Origin of the sequence: Bacillus spizizenii TU-B-10 (assembly GCF_000227465.1) — a bacterium.
Lineage (GTDB): Bacteria > Bacillota > Bacilli > Bacillales > Bacillaceae > Bacillus > Bacillus spizizenii.
In genome coordinates this window covers 584,931-606,231 of sequence record NC_016047.1, presented here as the reverse complement: position 1 = coordinate 606,231, position 21,301 = coordinate 584,931, and the positions used below count along the sequence as shown (strand labels likewise).

The following is a 21,301-nucleotide window of genomic DNA, read 5'->3' as shown; positions in this document are numbered from 1 at the left end:
AAAAATACATTTGTTTCCAATACATAAAAACAAGGGCCTCAAAAGGCCCCTGTTTTTTTTTAGAATAACCGCTTTAAACTTTTCTTCAGTGACGGCATTTCAAATTTTTGGTTTTCGAAGAAGTTTTTCAGCATGTATTTGCTAAAGCCTTTCGCCTGCCCGTAGGTGATTTTGCCAGGCAGCGGCGGTTCGTTTCCAATCATGACATCCACAACGACCGGTTGGTCAGCATGTAACGCCTCGTGGAAAGCGGGTGCAAGCTCTTCCGCTTTGGTCACCTTGATGCCCTTTGCTCCGCAGCTTTCTGCAAATGCGGCATAGTCGACATTTTGAAGCTTTGTGACATAGTCGATATTGCCTTTGACCTGCTGCTCGTACTCGATCATACCGAGGTTTTCATTGTTTAAAATGACGACGGTGATTGGGAGCTTGTATTTGACGGCGGTCGGGAGATCCTGCATGACCATGGAAAAGCCCCCGTCACCACAGACGGCGATGGCCTGGCGCTCCGGTTCGGACAAGCTTGCTGCGATTGCTCCCGGCAGGCCGCAGCCCATTGTCGCAAGCCAGCTGGAAACGATGAAATCCTGGTTCGCGTTCATTTTGAAATGCCGCGCCATCCAGACTGTCACAGTGCCGACATCTACAGAGAGCACCGCATCATCGGCTGCCGCTTCCTGAAGACGTGCCACGACCTGCTGGGGTTTGAGCGGTGTTTCCGCCTCGGCCTCATCTTTTTCGATTTCGTTCCACCAATGCTGCATATGTTCCGTGCAGGCATTCAGGAATCTTCTGTCTTCCTTCCGTTCAATATACTCCGTTAACTCACGCAGGCCGAGAGTCGAATCACAGACAAGTCCCGCTGTCACCGGATAGCGTTTTCCGATTTTCGCCGGGTCTGAATCGAGCTGGATCGCCAGCGTGTCATCAGGCAAATAATCGCGGTACGGGAATGAAGTTCCGAGCATAATTAATAAATCACATTCCTCCATTGCCTCGTAGGCCGGCTTTGTGCCGATCTGCCCGAGGTTGCCGAGAAAATGCGGGTGCTTATCGGGGACGACGCCTTTTGCCGGGAGCGTGACAACGATCGGGGCTGCAGCTTTGTCCGCAAACTCCTGAAGCTCCCGTTTCGCCTTTTTCATTCCCTGCCCCGCCAAGATAATCGGCTTCTTGGCGTTATTTATATATTGCGCGCAAGTGACAAGCTGTTCTTTTTTCGGTTCAAGGTTCCCTTCAATATACACTGGTGAGGTGTACACGGGCTCATGTTTGATTTTCTCCGCAAACAAATCATCAGACACGCTTAATACCGCAACGCCTTTTTTGCTGTAGGCGGTGCGGATCGCCTGATTCAAGAGATCCGGCAGTGATTCCGCACTATGTACCTCTCTATTGAACACAGCCACGTCTTCAAACATTTGCTCAAGCTTGATCTCCTGAAAATAATCCCGTCCGACTTCGCCTGATGAAACCTGTCCTGCAATTGCCAGCACAGGGGCGCCGTCCGCTTTTGCATCATATAAACCGTTTAATAAGTGCACTGCACCCGGCCCTGCGATTGACAGGCAGACGCCGATCTTGCCGGTGAGTTTTGCCTCAGCCGCGGCCGCCAGCGCTGCTACCTCTTCATGGCGGGTTTGAATGAATTTCAATTGATTTCTTTCATGTCTTAATTCCTCGATAAACTCATTTATACTGTCTCCAGGGATGCCGTAAACATGATCAACTCCCCATTGTTCAAGCAGTTCTGTCATTGCTTGTCCTGCAGTTTTGTGTGCCATGCCGTATCCTCCTTTTTCCTTTTTTCAATACCACAGGAGAAACACTTTAAAACCCGGAGACCTTTATCACTTGCCCAGTCTTCTTTTCAACAGGTCGATCACCGCAAGCATGCCTCTGTCCTAGAGGGTGATGGTTATATCTAGAGCGCCATTCACGAAATCTTTGATTTGCCTTTTTCGGTTCGGCACCATAAAAAGCGGCAAACGTTGCGGAGAAAACCACTTCAATTCCGCTGTCTCCATCCCGTTCGCTATCGCTTGTCCGCCTGTTATGTGTCCGGCAAATACATGCTGCTCATCTTGAAACTTTGGCCTTTGATAGACACCTATTTTCGCAGAAAGCACTGCGCTGTATCCCGTTTCTTCCAATACCTCCCGAACTGCCGCTGCCTCAGCCGTTTCCCCGGGATCGATCGTGCCGCCCGGCAGATCCCATAAAGGGACATCCTTTCGTTTAACCAGCAGAATCTGCTGATTGTTGTTCAACACGATCACAAATGCACCTTGTGTATACATTGCATTTCTCCTTTTCCCGCAAAAAAAAGACCAAGGTGATTCCCTTGGTCCTAGAGCTTTACTTTTTAAAATGATACGGCAGCGTGGCAACCATTATGTCCTTTTTCCAGAACAGCCGGACTCTGAGGAGGAAAGCCGATTGGTTGTGAAGGATGGTGTGCCAGCGTTTTTTCGTAATAAATTGCGGAAACAGCACCATGACGGAAAACTGCTCCTTCTTCGCTTTTGCCTCAACTGTTTCCAAAAACTTATCAAACGGATGGACAAGGCTTCTGTACGAGGAGTGAAGCGTAACGAGACGCACTCCGTTATTGAGCTCTTCCCAGCGTTTTTCGAATTTCTTTTCCTGTTCTCTGTCAAATGACACGTGAACTGCGATCACCTGATCGGACAGTGATTTCGCATAGTGAATCGATTTTTGCACGACGGTGGTGACACCAGCTACAGGCACAATCACAACCGTGCCTTTGATTTCTTCTGGCTCTTTGTCTACGATGCGAAGCTGTTCACCGACAGCTGTGTAGTGATTTTTAATCGCAAAAAACAGTAAAACGACGATAGGCATAAAGATTAACACAGGCCATACAACATTAAACTTCGTCACAAACAGGACCGACAGAACCATAAACGAAATCAAAGCGCCGCAGGAGTTGATCAGCATTTTTCCGATCCACCCTTTTGGTTTTTGCTTAATCCATTTGATGCACATGCCGGTTTGCGAAAGCGTAAATGGAATAAATACGCCCACAGCATATAACGGGATTAAATGCTCTGTCTGTCCTCCGAATAGCAGGATGAGCACAATCGAAGCAACGCCTAAAAAGATAATCCCATTTGAGAAGCCTAAGCGGTCGCCTCTGACTGTAAACATACGCGGCATGTACTGGTCTCTCGCCAGGTTGAAGGCAAGCTGCGGGAAGGCTGAAAATCCCGTATTTGCCGCAAGGACCAAAATAAGTGATGTGACACCTTGGATCACATAGTAGAACACATTCCGCCCGAAGGTTTCAGACGCAATTTGTGAAACCACCGTTTCATCGGGCTTCGGCGCCGTTCCATAGCCGTATGCGAGCACCGTGATCCCAGAAAACAGAATCGCCAGCAAAATGCCCATCATTGCAAGAGTTCTAGCCGCGTTTCGCGCAGGCGGGTTTTTGAAAGCAGGAATCGCGTTAGAAATGGCCTCAACCCCGGTCAAAGCCGAGCAGCCCGAAGAAAAAGCCTTGAGCAGCAAAAACAGCGTAATGCCGGCTACAGGTGTACCGAGCGGTGTATGATGGACTGGCTGGTCTATTTGCCCTGTCATGAGTTTAAACAACCCGACTGCTATCAAAACCAAAAGTGCCACCACAAACAGATAAACCGGATAGGCAAGAATCGATGCTGATTCCGAAAGCCCGCGCAGGTTCAAAATCATAATGACTAAAACAAGTAAAACAGCAATCGGCACATGATAATCATGCAATACAGGAAAGGCCGACGTGATAGCGTCCGTTCCTGCGGAAATACTTACCGCTACCGTTAAAATATAATCGACAAGCAGTGAACCGCCTGCGATCAATCCCGGCTTTTCACCGAGGTTTTCTTTCGACACAACATACGCTCCGCCGCCCTGCGGGTAAGCGTAAATAATTTGCCTGTATGAAAGAATCAGTGCGAGCAGCAATATGAGGACGCCAATCGCAATCGGAATGGAGTACCAAAATGCAGCAGCACTGATTGTTGCCAAAATGATTAAAATTTGTTCTGTGCCGTATGCGACAGATGAAAGCGCATCTGAGGAAAGCATCGCTAAGGCTTTTAATTTCGTCAGTTTTTGCTCTCCAGCTGCTTGAGATTTTAGTGGTTTCCCAATCAAAAAACGTTTGATTGAATGATACATCGATGTCTTCCCCTTTTAATTTCTCATTTTTCAATTAAAACAATAAAAACATCAGCATCTAGCTCTCACATTTTGTAATAGTCCTTTCTGCTATGATGTCTCTGTATGCGATTTGCATTCTAAAAATGAACAGCAAAAAACACAGAGGCAAACGGATGCCCCTGTGCCATCACATCGAACACAGGTTTCATTCATCTCCTCTCACGAACGCTTACGAGGTTAGCTGACGGATTCGGGCATATGAGAGTTTGCCCTACCTAAAAAGGATTCACCCCAACGGCAAAAAAGCCGTTCTAATGGGTCCCCCGCTCTGATTTCAGATTAAGCGATTTGTTTTCTAAAAGAGATCATACTCCCGTTCCTGCACGTTGTAAAGAGGCTTATTGGCCGGGCGGAAAAAATAAAATGATAGGTTCCACAACTGGAATTTACATACCAAAAATAATAAAACAGAGGCTAGATTGCCTCTGTTTTATTCTGTATCTGTCTTTCTTTTTCTTCGTCTTACGGCAACCCAAATGAACACTGCCGCAATCACCATAATAAGTGCCAGCACGCCAATATACAGCCATTTCTGGCTATTATCCTGTGATGATTGCTCTGCGCTGGAACTGTTAGTTTCAGATTTAAGCTGCTGGTGGTTTGTAAACACCTGCTGGCTGGTGGTTTCGTTAACGACGGTTGCCGAGTCATCGGTACTATTCAGATAACTGATGATCTCTTTCGTGACAGCCGTGCCAGTTCCTTTTGATGGTGCAAAGACAGCCATTGTGTAGCGTGTATCCCAAAGAGACGCTTGAGTAAATGCCACTCGTTTTGTTGTCTCATTCAGCATCTCAAAACCTGATACATCAAACGAGCCGTTCTTTGTTTGCGGAACAAGCAGATCTGATGATTTCTCCTTCAGAAGAGAAAATTGATCGATACCCCCTATGAAAATGAGGTTCCGCCCTTTGGCATCATTTGCTGTTACATCAGATGATTTTTTCACCGTATATGTGTGCTGCGCTTCACTGCCGAAGGACTCCGTTACGAGAGAAAGTTCCGCAAGCTTCGATTGGCTTACGGTGTCAGGAAGAACGATTAGCGTTGTTTGTTCCTGATTTCCAGCGTAAGGAAGCGGCCACTCTTGGAAATCCGCTGACGGAGACATATCTTTGATGGCGTAAGACAATGTACTGCTTTTATCGATAAAGACCCACTTTTCTTCATCAGTGGTGTTGCAAGGATTGTTTTCCTTTAGCCCAGTCGTAACGAACTGAATATCAATGTAGCGGTTTTTTTGCAGCAGTTTAGGGTCCACTTTTACCATGACATGATAGAATCCGTTTTTATCTTCTTTTCCTAAATCATCAAGCCGGACCGAGTGCGGCTGGCCATTGATCATGATCTTCAGTTCTGCCGCCTGAGAAACCGATTCGTTTTCCGCCGTTAAGGCTTGAATTGTTTCGGACTTCTTCAGCTTGAGCGACAGCTTTGCTGATTGGTTTTGGTCTAAAACCGCCGAAGCTGGATAAAAGTAATGTGCAGAAGAAGTTTTGTCAGCTCCAATTGTGATATCACCCGCTCCAAAATTCTCGAGAGTCAGCTTATTGCTTTCTTTTTTTTCTGCCTGCTTCAGCTTGCTGATTGAGAGTGTGTCGCCGCTGAGCTGGCCTGTATAAGTCTGATCCGTGATGACACTGATTTTTTCAGTGAGCACATCATCGGATGACGCTTCCGCAAACAGAACCGGCTGCTGCTTGCCCTCTGCTTTCAGCACCCGCTCCGCAAGCAGGAGCTTGTCTCCTTTTGCCTGTAAGCCGGCTTGTTTCATCAGCTTTTTCACCTTGCCGTTCCAATGCTTGTCCACGCCGATGAAAATCGTCGGCTTGTCTATTTTCTTCAGTTCAGATTCCGTAACATACGAAATGCTGACACTGCTGTCCGCCGTTTTCAAATAGCCTTCTGTTTTAGCTGCAGCTTCGATTTCGGCCGAACTTGGGTCATCCGGAATGACGATGGCGGTTTCTTCCGCTGTATTTCCCGATTGGGCGAAAGGATATGGATAATGATCCAGCGACGTTCCCTTCGCTTCACTGCTGTCCGCCAGCGTCAGGCGGCTGTCCGGATAAATTTTGATCCAGTTGCCGGACGTATCCTGTCTGACGCAAACGCCCTCTTTCATCACGCCGTAAAATTTCAGCGATACGTTGTGATAGCCTTGGGCAGACTGGCTTTTATTCAGGTTTAGCTTTACTGTTTTCCGTTTGTAATCACCATCAAGCTTTAACGTTTTGACCGGTTCATCGTCAATGACAGCCGTTAACGATGATGGAGAAATTAAAAGATTTGATGCCTCGTATTCAATCACCAATTGCTGGTTGCCGGAAGATGCGCCTGCCGGGATCTGATACGTCAGCTCCGCGCTGTCTTTTGATCCGTACAGTGTAATCAGGTCGCTTGTCAGCACCTGCTGTTTGGCTTGTTCTTGGCTGCTTTTTCCGAGGAGCGAACCGCTGACCTCCACCTCTTTGGCAAAAGCCGTTTGTCCGGCCATCGCCATGAGCATGAAGCTTGTGAGAAAAATCATTATTTGTTTCAAAAAGGTCACCCGCTTTTATGTTGATTGTATCGTTCTGTTTTGTACCATTTGACCTCCTGCTTGAATAAACGGTGCTTGATTTCTACGAATAAAGAATAGATGACCAGCACAATCCATGCCTGCGAGTATGTAAAGTACATGAGAAATACGATAAAAAAGTTTTGCCTGTTCATTTCTGTTTTTTCAATGCTCAACGTAATCATGACCTCTGTCATAAATAAGAAGAACGCCAAAATCCAGAGAATCATTGCCAAAAAACCGACCGACAAATGCAAATCATAAAACAGATTCACTACAAATATCGTATTTGACATGATCACGCCAAAGAAAAACAGAAAGTACGTAAAGAAAAAATAAAACAAATCAAAGATAATCCGTTTTCGTTTCAGCTTGAAAAACTGCGCCAAAAATTTCAGCACAACATATTGATTGCCGCGCGCCCATCTGGTGCGCTGGCGCCACCACACCTTCCACGTTTCCGGCTCCTGCTCCCAAGTGATGGCGGCAGGGAAAAAGCGGATGTGGTAGCCAAGGTTATACACCCGGATCGTCAGCTCGGTATCCTCAGCAAGCGCTTTGTCATCCCAGCCCCCGAGCTTTTCGATAATGCTTCTGCGGATCGCGAAGTTGGTGCCTGGGATAGTGGCGATTTTGAACCACTTCCATCTGCCTCCCTGGGCCATCCATTGAAAACAGATCGTTTCGATATTAATAAACTTCGTCAGCAGCGTCTTTGCCGCATTGATGACGCGGAATTTCCCAACCACGGCGCCTGCCTTTTCGTCATTCATCAGGCCGAGCACAAGGTAGTACACGGCCATTTTCTCAGGCGTGTTGTCGGCGTCATATACACAGATCACATCGCCGTTCGATTCGGCAAAACCAGAGTTAAGTGCAGAGGATTTGCCTTTTCCTGCGTTTGGCGGCTTCGTAATCACCATTTTGATGAAATCGTATTTCTCGGAAAATTCATTGACGATATCACCCGTCCGGTCTGATGAATTGTCATTAACGACGATAATCTCCAGACGGTCCTTCGGATAATAAAGGTTGACCATCGCCTTCAGCGTCTGCCGAATCACAACCTCTTCGTTATGCGCCGGGATGAGAACACTAACCTTTGGCAGCTCCTTCATGTTTTCTCTCCACTTCGGGATGTCCCGTTCGAAGGTCATATAGTGGCGAAATCCGCCCTGCATGAGAAACATGTGGTAGAGAAGCATAACCCATATTAAACTTAGCGAGATAAAGAACAGCGTATTACCCAAGGCTTCTTCTCTCCTTAAAAATTCGTTTTTTCAATGTGGCTCTCAAGTAAAACGTATAACTGACAAACATGACGACAAATAAGAGCACGATTGCGGAGAGAATCCATAACGCCTTTTCCAGAGGGGTTTGCCGATGATGATCGAAAAACTCGTCAATGGCGCTTACGCCGTTTTTCACCTGAATCGTTCCGTCACCACTTGTATGGATTTCCACTTTGTCTGTTTTGACGGTTTGTTTCGTTTTCTTTAAATCAAGCCATTCACTGTCTGGAATGCGTTCCATTTGATCAACCAGCTCCGGCAGATATTTCATCCCGAGATACGGGTGATAAAATCCTCCGGCTACTCCACCTTCAAAATCAATCATCTGGGAGATGTGCTCCTCCATATCGCCGAGCGGGTTTTGCTTAGATGTATCGACAAAGCCGATCGTTTCCGGATACAGCGTCATGCCGTGCAACATCGAAGAAGCACTCACAAACGGGGGTGCACCGGATGTTTTCCACGTTGTGCTGCTGAGCTGAACCTGGCCGAATATGCTTGTAAAATACTGCGAGGCGATCTGATAGCCATATTCGGACATCGTGTAATGCGGGGCTTCAAATGCAAGCGGGTAGAGACCCGATGATGTCAAATCCTCAATAGCGCGCGTCAATTTTTGCTTTGTATACGTTTCTTCCTTTTCACGAAATGGTTTTAGATAGCTGTTATAGGCGTGTTCGTTCGGAAAGTCCTGCTCTTTTTCCAAAATGGATGGGGTGTCTTCGGCATTTCCAGATGTAATCGGCTGATCCGCCTTTGCATCCCAAAATTCAAAGCCCTCTCCTGTTTCACTGTAGCGATAGGCGTGTGTATAGCCGTGAACAATGATACTGCCGCCCATGCTTTGCAGCTTTTTCAGCACCTGGACCATCTTCGGTTTATCAGACAAATACACTTTGTCGCCTGTTTCCGGATTCAAGTAAACGGGAATCACTGCCAGGATAAAAGGAACATGCCTCTTATGCAGATATGTACCGGCTTGAAGCAGCAATTTTTCATCAGACATCGGGCTGATATCCTCGAGACGCAAATACAATAACGTCGCCCCCGCCTTCTCACCGAAAACTTCTCTGAGCTGTTTCGCCACGATCAAATTGTCATTCAACAAATTCGTTAATCCAATGTACACATTGTCTTTTTTTGTTTTCCATATAAAAGAATGCGTTTTGCCGTCACCGGCTTTGAAGGTATAAAGCGCCTTTCCTTTCAGGCCTGATACGCTCAGCACGTTAAGCCCGCTCTCCAGAGATACCTCGGCCTTTTCCGACCTGCTGTGGACCTGGTACACATTTTCTTTGCGGGCTAATGAAAGCCCGGAAAATTGGCTGATTTGGCCAGCGTTATAGCCGATGGCGACAACAGTTTTTTTTACGTTGCTGATAAGAGACACTAATTTTTTGCTGAGCTTTCTTTTCGTTTGGCCGTAATAAATCACATGGCCTTTGCCTTTGAAATCCGACGCTTCCACGTCTGAATCTTTTTTGACGGTCACATGGGATGTAAAGTGGCCCGCAAGCAAATCGAGCATTTTGACTTGAGACGACTCTTTGCCGTCCAAGGTTGAATAGATGATGAGGATGCCGGCATCCGGCTCTTTCGCTTGTCCAGAAACGGGAAAAGATGCAATAGCCGAAAGCAGAAGCATTGTGACGCAGAGCAGCGTGATTCCTTTATAGTTCATTCATCATCATCTCGTTTTCCAGTTCTTCTAAAAATTGATCAGCTGTTTTGATATCTTTACGGTAAGGCAAGTAGCAGACGTGGAACGTGAGCGACACATACTTTCCATTTTCCAGCTGATACGTGTCTAATTGTTTTTTCAGCTTTGTCAGGACGGCCGGCATATGTTCAGCTGGCGTGTGCGTCAGCACGATCCCGATACGCTCGTCAGAGGGGCGGAATTTCTTATCCGTTTCCCTGACGCTTGACCTGATTTGCTGACTGACATATTGGAAGAGACGGTCTGTTTCTTTTTCACCGTACAAAGACTTAAACTCTTTGAAATAATGCATATGCAGCAGCAAAAACACGAAAGAATTGCCGTAGCGCTCCGCCCGTTTGATTTCCTCTGAAAGTTCCAGCTTCATCCTCTGCTTGTTATCAAATCCGGTCACTCTGTCCACAGCGACAAAGCTTTTGATTTCGGATTGAAGCCGTGTAACTGATCGCCGAAGCCCTACTGCAATATCGTGGATTCTTCCTGATATAAAAGAAAACAGCAAAAGCGCAATTCCCCACACGACAAGCATTCGCAGCCCTTCCTCAGCCGGAAACAGCGCAGCCTGTCCAGTCTGGAAAAACATCATTAAGGTACCGAGAACAAAGAGTACGATTAAGGTCACTGCCAGCGCGTAAATCGGGCCGAACCAGATGCCTGCGGCGATGACGACAAACGTAATGCAAATGATCAGAGCCCCTTCCGATTGCTGGACTGACACATAATAAATAAACAGAGACAGGGCTGCAATGAGCCCTGAAAAATAAGTAAATAATTTTTGTGATTCATTGAATGATATTTTCATTAAAAAGCTTCCTTTCGGCTAACAGCGGCAGCAGATTGTCAAAAGAATGCGTCTGAGTGCCGCTCATATAGCCTCCATAATACGATTTCACCGGATCATGAATTTCAAAGTCACTCATTCTGTCATATATGGCTTTGATGACAGAGCTGTCTTCATGCTGTTTCGTTAAAAATAATACGGCTAATGCGTATACGGATGGCGACTCATATTTGACGGCAGGCTCCTTCGTATCTGCCGAATATCGTCCGTACAGCTTTCCGTTTGTCTGAAATTCCTGCTTGATCCAGTCCGCTAAAACAGCGGCATTTTCATTCCCTTCCGGCAAATGCCAAGCAGCGTACAGCTGATCAATCAGGTTGATTTCACTATCATACGTGTATTCCTTCGTGACAGAGCTGTATGTTTTCGGCAAAAAGCCATTTTTTAAAGGAGCTGAATAGAGAACATTGGCATTCCGCTGTTCCGTTTCTTCGTCTATGATTCCATTCTTCTTTAAGACAGCTAATGCATCAGGCATGACGTATGAAATCGTCACATCCTTTGAAGCGGCCTGTGAGTCGTAAAAGTCTGTAAATAATCCGTTGTTCATATTGTATGTCTTCAAAGCCGTGCCGATATCCCGGGCCGTTTGCGCGTAGTCGCTGCGGCCCCATTTTGCGGCAGCTTGGTCAAGAGACAGCATAATTCTCATATCATCTATCAGCGCATTCGTCCCGCTCGCTTGGCCGTTTTGAATCTTCCACGTTACCAAGTGATTGCTCAGCAGAAATGAATCCGTCAGATGCTGATATTGCTCCTGGAAATGCGGGGCATCATTTTTGCTGACCAAAAACTCCATCCACAGGCCAAGAGATTCTGATAGATACGAAGGCTGGTCTGAAAAATCGGTTTTGATTAACCCTTGGTCATTCATTAGATTGTGATAGATGAAATACTCTGCCGGCTGGAGCTGGCTGGTGTTCATTTCTGCTGTTGACTGATTTTGGGTCTTGTTTCCAGCTTCAACACACCCTGCGGAAAGTCCGATAGATAAGAAGAATAAGATGACAGCGATTAACAGATGCCTCACAGGCAAATCCCCCTTTGTCGCCCGAAACGATTCAGACGCTCACAAATATATATAGACGAAAATATGACTGCCATGTTACAAAGTACATTTACTATAAAAGAAAAAAATGCAGATTGCTAGCTTTTTTTTCCCTTTTTGATCAATAAAAAAACGGGACCTAAGTCCAATAGAAAAACCTGTGCGATATGCACAGGTTTTTCTATTATTTATCCAAACCGAGTTTCTTCAGCTGTTCTGCCAGCGCGTTGTTAATCGGCTCTTCTTTATTATTTTGTTTTTTCATATAAGAGGAAACGTCCCGTTTGGAAGCGCGCCCTTTGTCTTTGTTTTTTCGTTTTTCAAATACGGAAAGCTTCTCACGGTGCCCGCAGACACACGCGAAGGTCTGGCCCTCGCCTTGGCCGCGAAGCTCCATTTTTTTATGGCAGTTCGGGCAGCGCGCGTTTGTTTTTCGGGCAATCGTTTTTCTGCTTCCGCATTCACGGTCTTGGCACACGAGCATCGTGCCGCGTTTGCCGTTTACCTTCAGCATCATTTTGCCGCATTCCGGACATGCCGTTCCCGTGACGTTGTCGTGTCTGAAGGTTTGGCTGCTGTTTTTGATTTCTTTTACCGTTTGGTTAGCATAAGCCTTCATGTCTTTAATAAAGACAGATGATTTTAATTTGCCGGCGGCGATCGCAGACAGCTTTTGCTCCCATTCTGCCGTTAAGGCCGGTGATTTCAGATCCTCCGGAACAAGCTGCAGGAGCTGTTTTCCTTTAGAAGTGATAAAAATATCTTTGTCTTTTTTCTCTATTAAAAAGCTGTTGAACAGTTTTTCAATAATGTCGGCACGTGTTGCCACTGTGCCGAGGCCGCCTGTTTCTCCAAGCGTTTTGACGAGGCCTTTTTCTTCTCCCTGCATAAAGGCGCTTGGGTTTTCCATCGCTGACAGCAGGGTCCCTTCGTTAAAGCGGGCAGGCGGCTTCGTTTGGCCGTTTGTTTCAGTTAACATGCGGACGGTAAGAGCATCGCCTTTTTGAAGGGCAGGGAGTGTCTGATCTCTGTCATCCTCCTGCTCATCATCCTCATCCGCCATGTCATAAACGGCTTTCCACCCTTGTGACTGCACGGTTTTGCCTTTCGCCGTAAAGGTTTCTCCGCCGATTTCAGCGATGACCTTTGTTTCCTCATATTCAAATGCCGGCATTAATACAGCAAGGAAACGTTTCGCAATCAGGTCATACAGCTTCCGTTCTTTATCACTCAGACTGCTGAGAACGAGCGGCTCTTCGGTCGGGATAATCGCGTGGTGGTCTGATACCTTCGCATCATTGACGTAGCCTTTATGAGATTTGATGCCGCGTTTTTTAATTTGGCTGACATATTGGGCATACGGTTTTACTTCCATGCCTTCCAGACGGTCTTTTAACGTCGGGACGATGTCACTGGATAAAAATCTTGAGTCCGTCCGCGGATATGTGACGAGCTTATGCTGCTCATACAGCTTCTGCAGCACAGAAAGCGTTTCTTTGGCTGAAAATCCGAAGCGCTTGTGGGCGTCACGCTGAAGCTCCGTTAAATCATAAAGCGCAGGTGCAAAGCTTTTTTTCGCTGTTTTTTTCAGCTCAGCAATGACCGCTTGTTTTCCTTCGAGGTCTTTTAGCAAACGGCTAGTTACGTCTTGATTGAACGTTCTCGTCTGTTTTGATTTTTTATCCTGCCACGTCAGCGTCATGCCATCGACCGCCGCGCGGATGCCGTAATATGGAACCGGCGTAAACGCTTGAATGTCCGCCTCCCGCTTTGCAATCATAGCAAGCGTCGGGGTCTGTACACGGCCGCATGATAGCTGGGCATTGAATTTTGTGGTGAGGGCACGGGTCGCGTTAATCCCCACAATCCAATCCGCTTCCGCTCTGGCGACGGCAGAATGATACAGGTTTTCATATTCTTTGCCGCTGCGCAGCTTTTGAAAGCCTTCTTTGATCGCTTTATCTGTCACAGATGAAATCCACAGCCGCTTGATCGGCTTACGGACATTTGCTTTTTCAATGATCCAGCGCGCAACAAGCTCCCCTTCCCGGCCTGCATCAGTCGCGATGACAATCTGATTGACGTCTTTACGGGTAAGCTGCGATTTGACCGCATTGAACTGTTTTCCGGTTTTCTTAATCACAACAAGCTTTAATGGTTCTGGGATAATCGGCAGATCCTCCAGCCGCCATGATTGAAATTCTTTTCCGTAGCCTTCCGGATCAGCAAGTGTCACCAAATGGCCCAAAGCCCATGTAACAATATATTGATCGCCTTCGAGATAACCGTTTCCTTTTTTATGGCACTTCAGCACCCGGGCCAAATCCCGGCCGACTGAAGGTTTTTCAGCTAATACAACTGTTTTTGACATGCTTGATCACTTCTCTTTCTTTCACGCTCATCCTTTTATTATAACAGACTTGAACAAGCACTCTCTAACTGCACCCGTTTTTCGTGTCAATTTCTGAGAAAATAATGTGAGTGACGGTTTGCGCGTAGGGCGATGTTTTGTTAATGAAATCTTCTATCGCTTCGAGGCTTTCAGCGTTGATTTTCAGCATATAGCAGGCTGCACCCGCAATCCGGTAGCAAAATTCGATATTCGGCAATGTTTGAATATAGCTTTTGAACCTCTCGTAATCCGCGTTTTTGACGGTTGCTTCCACAATGCATGAAACGGGAAGCCCCAGCTTTTTCTGATCGACCTCCAGCGTGTATTGCTTAATGATCCCGAACGATTCAAGCTGCCTCACCCGTTCTGTCACAGATGGCGGCGACAGCTTAATTTTCCTGCCTAATTCCCTCATTGACAAACGGCTGTCCTTCTTCAGCTCCTCAATGATATTCAGATCAATCTGGTCAAGTTTCATTTCAACATCCTTCTTTTATGATTTTGTACACATTATCTCGGGTATTTTTGTAAATGACAAGTACAGTCCCCTAGAAATAGTATTTAAAAATGAATGTTTTCCGAACATTTTCTGAAAGCTGTCATATGCGCCCTCCGGATTGTTTATAGTATAGAATGAAAACGTGTCCACAAGGAGGGCGATTTATGCTGCAAACGCCGATCGGAAGACTTCGCACGATGGGTTTTATTGAAGGAATGTCACTCTTAATCCTGCTGTTCATCGCCATGCCGCTTAAATATTGGGCAGGCCTTCCGCTGGCGGTGACAATTGTCGGTTCGGTTCACGGCGGGTTGTTCATTTTGTATTTGCTTGTCTTGGCGTATGCAACCTTCTCTGTCAAATGGTCGCTGAAATGGTCAGCCGCCGGCTTCATCGCCGCTTTTGTCCCATTCGGAAACTTTTTGTACGACCGCGGATTACGGAAATATAAATAAGTAAGCGCGAAAAAGGCTGGATCTTTATGATCCAGCCTTTCTTATCAAAACCACTTTGTCAGCCACGCGATATAGTAGGCGCCCGGAATAAACATCAGCTGGGCGAGAAGAGTGCCTGCCACCCTTGATGTGACCATTGTGACAGAGGTCCATTTTAAATACGTATAGCTTCGTTTTCCTTTTGCCACATCATCGGCAAGAACGGATACCTTAGGATCAACAAAAATCGCCAGCAGCATCGTCGCAATTCCGTTGATCAAGCCCGATGCCATGACGGCTGTCGTGCTGCGCTCCGGCGCCAGAAGGCCTGCGTACAAAGCTGAAAGCACGCCAATCGTATAAATCGATGTGATCAGCATATTGATGACAAACAAACGCTTCGGAATCAAGCGGATGTGAAATCCCTTTACATATGAAAGAGACGGCAGACGCAAATAGGAAAGGGCATTTTTGAATCCTTGTTTTGAGAACCCCTTTCGAAACACTTGAAAAACGGAGCCGCCGCCGCTCGCCAAGTGAATAATCGCCCGTGAAAAAAGAGCGACAAAAGACGGAAGCAGGATAATGCCCAGGATGGTGCCGACTGTCGATCCGAAAATCAAGAAGCGGAACTGTTCGCCTACAATCGCCAGTGCGTTTTTTCCCGCATCATCAATTAAATGTCCGGTAAAGGGCTGCTGCACCATGTTCGACATTCTGGACACGATGACCATGACATTAAAAAGGGAAAGCGCGGACGCAATAAATCCCACGCGGGCCCCGGAAAGCCTTGTGGCGTAAGCTAAGGTTTCTATCGAGTGAATCAGTAATAAAAAACAGAAAATAAAAAGTACTTGTGTTGTCATGACATGCACGTTATTCTTCCTCCAATTTCATCCTAGAGATAAGACTCGAAAGAAGACAAAGAGGTTTCAGTGCGATGTGTTTTTTAACAATAAAAAACCGCCGGCGTACGCCGAGCGGTTTGTCTTATTCTTTTCTATACGCAAATAAAGATTATATCATCCGCCAAGTCGGGCGGGTTAGATTCATAAAGCATTGTTCCGAAGAATCATTCTGGAAAGTAAACACCATGGAAATTTCTTGAACACAAGACAACGAAAGCCCTACCTCTCAATCGTCACTGCGGCTCCGAAGCCGCGCCGGTGTGAATTGTAAAACAAAAAAGTCTTTTTTCCATCTCATCGTTAGGGGCGATTTGTTATGAAGGAAAAGAATAAGGGCAGCTGGTTATGCTGCTTGGGAAGCGGTAAGCTTCTCTCTCAAAACAGAAAAAAGAAGTTTACTTTCTTTTTTATTTGCTTATTTTTCTTACTAGCTATTCATGATAACATATCGCCCCTGAAAACACAAATTTTTTATAGTTCGAGTGAGACCGGTGTTTTCTCTCCGGCATTCATTAATCTGATATCCTCCGGTTCAATTTCAAGAATCACCAGATTCGGATCATCCTTACCGTCAAACCAGCGCTCTAATTTGGAACTCCATATTTTGTCCTTCAGTTCTGCCGAATTGTTGATTTTGGCTTTCCCGGAAACCTCAACATACGCGTCGCCAAAGCCTTCACAATCATAGCCTAATAAAATGTGGACATTGGGGTTGTTCTCAATTTCATCCGCTTTATGAGTTTCCTTGCTTGTCGGTGTGTAGATCGTCAGCCCGTCATGGAAAAAAGTCATGTAGCGGGAATGCGGCTTGCCTTTTTGAACCGTTGCGAGCGAGCCTACTTTATGGTGATCTAGAACATCCAGCACTTTTTGTTTAATGTCTTGCTGATTCATCTTGAATCACTCCTTTTTAACGTCTCCGCTGTTACTTTTCCACATCCGGGGAAGATTTAAACAAAAAAATGCGCGCTTTATTTTGATCCTTTCCATTCACGCTTCAGCAAGCTGTAATAGACAAGGTCATGATACCTGCCATTAACGAATAAGCCGTCCCGTGCCTTTCCTTCCTCTTGAAAGCCGAGCCGCTCCGGGACCGCTCTGCTTTTCTGATTCCCTACAGCAGCACAGAGAGCAACGCGATTCAGTCCAAGCTCTTCAAAAGCGTACGTGATGAGTGTTCGGCAGGCGGCGGTAACGATGCCTTTGCCCTCATATTCTTTGGCAATCCAGTATCCGATTTCCCCTTTTCGATTCACTTGATCAAGGTTATGCAGACCGATCATGCCGCATAGGCTGCCGTCAAAAAGGAGCCCCGCTTCGATGCTGTTCAGGTCGGCATACTCCCGCCGCCAATCTGGAATGATCGTTTCTCTGTACGTTTCAGCACTGCTTGGATTTTCCGCAAAAAACAGCCACTGGCCGAGCCGCTGCTGATTTTGGATAATGAGTTCGGCCAGCCGCTCCGCATCCTTTGGCTCCAATAATCGAATGGTGATGTGCTCATTTACCTTGCAGGTGAACATTCCCTCGCCCTCTTTCCTTTTTTACCCATTATAACGATGATTCCCTTTTTTTCAACACAAAAAAGGATGGGCTGTTACGCCTCATCCTTGTATTCTTGGATCGGTAAAGATATCATGTTGATCTGTGCTCGTCGAAGACATTTCCGTCACCACGGCACCTTCCTCCCCGGCCTGGAACCAATGCTTTGTGTTTGGCGGAATGGTATATTGTCCGCCCGGTTCAAGTTCAATTTCGTGCCAGACCGTATAGTGTTCTCTATCCTCCTGCGGAGGGAGAACCTTTGGAAGCTGCGTTTTTTCTCCTTCTACGTAAAGATACACTTTTCCGTAGCGGCAACGGAATGTCTCCTGCTTGCCTTCCTGGCCGTCGACCGGCGGATGGCGGTGTTCCGGGCAAGTCTGTCCCGGAAACAGCACCAGTTCCTTTGAGCAATAACGGTCCGTATTGACGTAGACAAAGAGCTGGAGCCCGACTTTTCTTTCTTTTCCTAAGCCGTAGTCCATCAGCTGGATTTGGTCTACTTCCTCATCCGTTAATACAATACCGGCTTTTTGATAATAGCCGTTTACTTCCTCTTTCGTGATGTCCATATGTCTCACTCCCTCTTACGTCGTTACAAAGTCTCCGCCGTTGACATGCAGCGTCTGGCCTGTCATGTAAGATGACTCATCTGAAGCCAGCAGCACATAACAGCCGACGTGCTCAACAGGCTGACCCGGACGGCCCATCGGCGTATTTTGCCCAAATTGAGCAACTTTATCTTCAGAGAACGTAGACGGGATTAATGGTGTCCAGATTGGTCCTGGCGCGACTGCGTTTACGCGGATGCCGTCTTTCACAAGCGCCTGCGCCATTGTTCTGGTAAAGGCATTGATTGCGCCTTTTGTCGCTGTATAATCAATCAGCGTCGGGTTCCCGCGATACGGGTTGATAGATGTCGTGTTGATAATCGCGCTGCCCGGTTTCAGGTAATCAATTGCTTTTTTAGTCAAATAAAATTGAGAATAAAAGTTTGTTTTGAATGTGCGGTGAAGCTGTTCGCTTGTAATATCTTTGATGCTTTCCTTCGGATGCTGTTCACCGGCATTATTTACAAGGATGTCAAGGCCGCCTAGTTCCTTGACCGTTTTTTCAACCGCTTCATTGCAGAATTCCTCTTCACCTACGTCACCAGCGATCAGCAGGCATTTTACGCCTTCTTGTTCTACACGCTTCTTCGTCTCTTCGGCGTCCCCATGCTCATCCTTATACACAATGGCGATGTCAGCGCCTTCCTTTGCGTAAGCAACGGATACCGCGCGTCCGATCCCGCTGTCGCCGCCCGTAATGAGCGCTACTTTTCCTTTTAATTTGTCCGCTCCTTTATAATCCTCATACTCATACACCGGACTTGGATTCATTTCGCTTTCAATTCCCGGTTGGCGATTTTGGGTTTGGGCCGGCAGTTCTTTTGGATAATTGGCCATGATGATTCTCCTCCTTTGTTTTCATGTCTATTTGTTGTGTACCTCACACGTTCGTTGGATAAACATGGATTGGCACCTTCACATTGCTTTATCAGAAAAATGTTTCACATGAAACGCAAGGAGGAAATAACTTGCAAAGGGGGTTGCTGAATGATTAACATGCTTTCTAAAAAATTCAGCAGGCCAAAGGGCGTAATCGGCATGATTGCCGGGTACATCATGGCTGCTGAAAATCAGACACTGAATCAGTGGACAATAGATCAGCTGGGGATCACACGCGGGGACAGCATTTTAGAAGTGGGGTTTGGGCCGGGATACTGCATGCAGCAGATGCTGAATCGTGAAAAGGACATCCGTCTTGATGGGATTGATGTGTCAGAGGCCATGCTGAAGCTGGCCGCCCGCAGAGTAAAAACGAAGGAGGTGCGACTGATACAAGGAAGTGTCGAGACATTTCCTCTTAATGCCTCGTTTTATGATAAAGTGATTTCCGTTAACAACTACACCATTTGGAATGACCAAACAAAAGGCATGAAACAGATATTTCGGGCGCTAAAGCCCGGCGGAAAAGCAGCGATTACGATGCAGCCGCGGGAAGCGGATGCCAGTCCCGAGAAAACCAAATCATTTGGAAAACAGATGATTGCTGACTTTAAAGCGGCCGGCTTCCAAGACATTGAGTTGCAATTTAAAAACATGAAGCCTGAGCTTTCTGTCTGTGCAACTGCAAAGAAGCCCGCCACATAAAGTGGCGGGCTTCTCTTTTTACGAATGTACGGCCTGCTTGCGCAAGACGTCTTTTTTCACCTTGCCGAGGTTATTTTTAGGCAGTTCTTTAACGAACTCGACTTCAGGTATTTTGTAAGCGGAAAGGCGTTCTTTACAAAATGCGATGACATCCTCTTCCGTTATACGCTGGCCGCCGTTTGTCACGATAAAAGCTTTCGGCTTTTCCCCGTACAGAGGGTCAGGAATACCGACCACCGCTGTTTCAAGGATTCCCGGAATCTGCTGGATGACTTCTTCAACCTGATCCGGATAGACGTTATCGCCTCCGTAAATAATGACATCCTTGTAGCGTCCAGTGATGAAAATAAAGCCATCTTCATCTACATAGCCTGAATCTCCAGTTCTAAACCAGCCGTTTTGCAGCACTTTCGCTGTCGCTTCTGGATTGTCTTCATAGCCTTTAAATAAAAATGGGGTGTGAACAACGATTTCGCCGATTTCTCCTTGAGGGAGTTCTTCTCCCGTCTGAGGATCTTCCACTTTGACTTTAACACCTGCCACAGGCTTTCCTGCAGAGGCCGCTTTATCCATTCCCATATCAGGCGTCCATGTGCTGATTCCCCAAGCCTCAGTGCTTCCATACCCGTGCGCGAGCGGAATGCCGATATCAAGATAGCGGCGGATCAGGCTGCTCGGCACTTTTGTTCCGCCTGTCATTAAAATCACAAGCGAAGATAAGTCGGTTTGGTGCGTTTCCCACGCTTCAAGCAAATACGTGTAAAACACAGGAAGAGCCATCACACTCTGAATTTTTTCTTCTTCAATGACCTTCAGCATATGAACAGGATCTTGGTCCTTTGTAAAAATGAAGGTTGTGCCTGCAAAGGTTCCAAGCATGATGCAAATGAGCGCACTCGTATGGTAAATCGGGTGGCACGCGAGAAAACGAAGGCTCTTCATGCGTGTTGTTGAGCTGTTGGATCTTGTTACGTATCTGTATATGCCGCCATGTGTGATCATGCATCTTTTCGGGTTTCCCGTTGTTCCAGACGTAAACATCAGAAGCGCTGTATCATCAGGGGAAACCATTTCAGTTTCGGGCAAATGATCAGGACCAGCAAACAGAGCTTCAAATTCAGCAGATGTTTCGTAAGCTGTCCCTGTTTCCATTGTTAAAGACAGTGAAGACAGTTCAGGAAGAACTTCGTCCAGTGTCTCTTTAAACTCCGCTCCATAAAACATCGCTTTTGGTTCACTTGCTTTTAAAATACCTGTCATTTCATATGGTTTCAGCTGCCAGCTGACAGGTACGACAACAGCACCTATTTCAAGCGCAGCAAACATAACAGTTGATGCGGGATGACCGTTTTTGCAAAGCAATGCAATACGGTCGCCTTTTTGAATTCCTTTTTGCAGCAGGGCATTCGCCAGCTGATTAATCCGTTTGCGGTAACCTTTATATGTCAGTGTATGAGCTCCGCTTTTTACAGCTTCTATTTCTTCGCTATCCGGCATGTCATGCAGAATCAGATGCTGTAATGTTTCCATATCGTCATCTCCTATATTCTCTTGAATCTTCAATTATTTGTTAGATTTTCTTCCTTACCTCACCCATTTTAACCCAAAAAAGATAACTTGTAAAACTATTTCATTTTGGAATTATT

At 46.4% G+C, this 21,301-nt stretch carries 18 protein-coding genes and 1 riboswitch; of the genes, 2 read left to right on the top strand and 16 right to left on the bottom strand.

The window, feature by feature from the left end:
* Positions 1-59: 59 nt before the first annotated feature.
* The 10 genes from GYO_RS24770 to lrpC all read right to left on the bottom strand — a co-directional run bounded on the left by GYO_RS24770 (position 60) and on the right by lrpC (position 14,555).
* A complete protein-coding gene (locus tag GYO_RS24770) occupies positions 60-1,784 on the bottom strand; it encodes a pyruvate oxidase (protein ID WP_014112704.1) in 1,725 nt (574 codons plus the stop codon).
* A gap of 120 nt (positions 1,785-1,904) precedes the next feature.
* A complete protein-coding gene (locus GYO_RS24765) occupies positions 1,905-2,300 on the bottom strand; it encodes an NUDIX hydrolase (protein ID WP_014112703.1) in 396 nt (131 codons plus the stop codon).
* 58 nt (positions 2,301-2,358) lie between these two features.
* Positions 2,359-4,182 carry a potassium transporter KimA gene (kimA, locus tag GYO_RS24760; protein WP_014112702.1) on the bottom strand — a complete coding sequence of 608 codons (1,824 nt, stop codon included), beginning with the start codon at positions 4,180-4,182 and terminating at the stop codon, positions 2,359-2,361.
* Between the two features lie 193 nt (positions 4,183-4,375).
* Positions 4,376-4,520, bottom strand: a riboswitch (cyclic di-AMP (ydaO/yuaA leader).
* A 134-nt stretch (positions 4,521-4,654) separates the two neighbouring features.
* The gene (locus GYO_RS24755; RefSeq protein WP_014112701.1) at positions 4,655-6,766 is read right to left on the bottom strand and encodes a cellulose biosynthesis cyclic di-GMP-binding regulatory protein BcsB; all 2,112 of its coding nucleotides are present in this window, start codon (positions 6,764-6,766) and stop codon (positions 4,655-4,657) included.
* A gap of 5 nt (positions 6,767-6,771) precedes the next feature.
* Positions 6,772-8,034, bottom strand: a complete 1,263-nt coding sequence (locus GYO_RS24750) for a glycosyltransferase family 2 protein (protein ID WP_014112700.1) — start codon at positions 8,032-8,034, stop codon at positions 6,772-6,774.
* Positions 8,027-9,736, bottom strand: coding sequence for a DUF2334 domain-containing protein (locus GYO_RS24745; protein ID WP_080010115.1), 1,710 nt, complete (start codon positions 9,734-9,736; stop codon positions 8,027-8,029). Before GYO_RS24745 ends, GYO_RS24750 begins: the two co-directional genes overlap by 8 nt.
* A gap of 10 nt (positions 9,737-9,746) precedes the next feature.
* Positions 9,747-10,598 carry a cyclic-di-GMP receptor EpsK gene (gene epsK / locus GYO_RS24740; protein WP_014112698.1) on the bottom strand — a complete coding sequence of 284 codons (852 nt, stop codon included), beginning with the start codon at positions 10,596-10,598 and terminating at the stop codon, positions 9,747-9,749.
* Positions 10,579-11,667, bottom strand: a complete 1,089-nt coding sequence (locus GYO_RS24735; protein WP_014112697.1) for a glycosyl hydrolase family 8 — start codon at positions 11,665-11,667, stop codon at positions 10,579-10,581. The genes epsK and GYO_RS24735 overlap by 20 nt, the downstream gene beginning before the upstream one ends.
* Before the next feature lie 202 nt (positions 11,668-11,869).
* The gene (locus GYO_RS24730; RefSeq protein WP_014112696.1) at positions 11,870-14,056 is read right to left on the bottom strand and encodes a DNA topoisomerase III; all 2,187 of its coding nucleotides are present in this window, start codon (positions 14,054-14,056) and stop codon (positions 11,870-11,872) included.
* Between the two features lie 64 nt (positions 14,057-14,120).
* Positions 14,121-14,555, bottom strand: coding sequence for a transcriptional regulator LrpC (lrpC, locus tag GYO_RS24725; protein ID WP_014112695.1), 435 nt, complete (start codon positions 14,553-14,555; stop codon positions 14,121-14,123).
* A gap of 185 nt (positions 14,556-14,740) precedes the next feature.
* Here lrpC and GYO_RS24720 point away from each other — a divergent pair, with 185 nt between their 5' ends.
* Positions 14,741-15,031, top strand: coding sequence for a DUF3817 domain-containing protein (locus GYO_RS24720; protein ID WP_014112694.1), 291 nt, complete (start codon positions 14,741-14,743; stop codon positions 15,029-15,031).
* Positions 15,032-15,075: 44 nt separating this feature from the next.
* Here GYO_RS24720 and amj read toward each other — a convergent pair whose 3' ends face one another.
* The 5 genes from amj to GYO_RS24695 all read right to left on the bottom strand — a co-directional run bounded on the left by amj (position 15,076) and on the right by GYO_RS24695 (position 18,908).
* Positions 15,076-15,885 carry a lipid II flippase Amj gene (amj, locus tag GYO_RS24715; protein ID WP_003225092.1) on the bottom strand — a complete coding sequence of 270 codons (810 nt, stop codon included), beginning with the start codon at positions 15,883-15,885 and terminating at the stop codon, positions 15,076-15,078.
* A gap of 504 nt (positions 15,886-16,389) precedes the next feature.
* Positions 16,390-16,812 carry a pyridoxamine 5'-phosphate oxidase family protein gene (locus tag GYO_RS24710; RefSeq protein WP_014112693.1) on the bottom strand — a complete coding sequence of 141 codons (423 nt, stop codon included), beginning with the start codon at positions 16,810-16,812 and terminating at the stop codon, positions 16,390-16,392.
* Positions 16,813-16,889: 77 nt separating this feature from the next.
* The gene (locus GYO_RS24705) at positions 16,890-17,441 is read right to left on the bottom strand and encodes a GNAT family N-acetyltransferase (RefSeq protein WP_014112692.1); all 552 of its coding nucleotides are present in this window, start codon (positions 17,439-17,441) and stop codon (positions 16,890-16,892) included.
* A gap of 81 nt (positions 17,442-17,522) precedes the next feature.
* Complete coding sequence (lyxE, locus tag GYO_RS24700; protein WP_014112691.1) at positions 17,523-18,032, bottom strand: D-lyxose ketol-isomerase; 510 nt, start codon at positions 18,030-18,032, stop codon at positions 17,523-17,525.
* A gap of 15 nt (positions 18,033-18,047) precedes the next feature.
* Positions 18,048-18,908, bottom strand: a complete 861-nt coding sequence (locus tag GYO_RS24695; RefSeq protein ID WP_014112690.1) for an SDR family oxidoreductase — start codon at positions 18,906-18,908, stop codon at positions 18,048-18,050.
* A 150-nt stretch (positions 18,909-19,058) separates the two neighbouring features.
* Here GYO_RS24695 and GYO_RS24690 point away from each other — a divergent pair, with 150 nt between their 5' ends.
* Positions 19,059-19,655: a class I SAM-dependent methyltransferase gene (locus GYO_RS24690; RefSeq protein WP_014112689.1), complete on the top strand. Its 597-nt coding sequence runs from the start codon at positions 19,059-19,061 to the stop codon at positions 19,653-19,655.
* Between the two features lie 18 nt (positions 19,656-19,673).
* Here the strand turns inward: GYO_RS24690 and GYO_RS24685 are convergent, their stop codons facing one another.
* Entirely contained in the window at positions 19,674-21,185 is a 1,512-nt protein-coding gene (locus GYO_RS24685; protein ID WP_014112688.1) for a class I adenylate-forming enzyme family protein, read from the bottom strand.
* Positions 21,186-21,301: the final 116 nt, after the last annotated feature.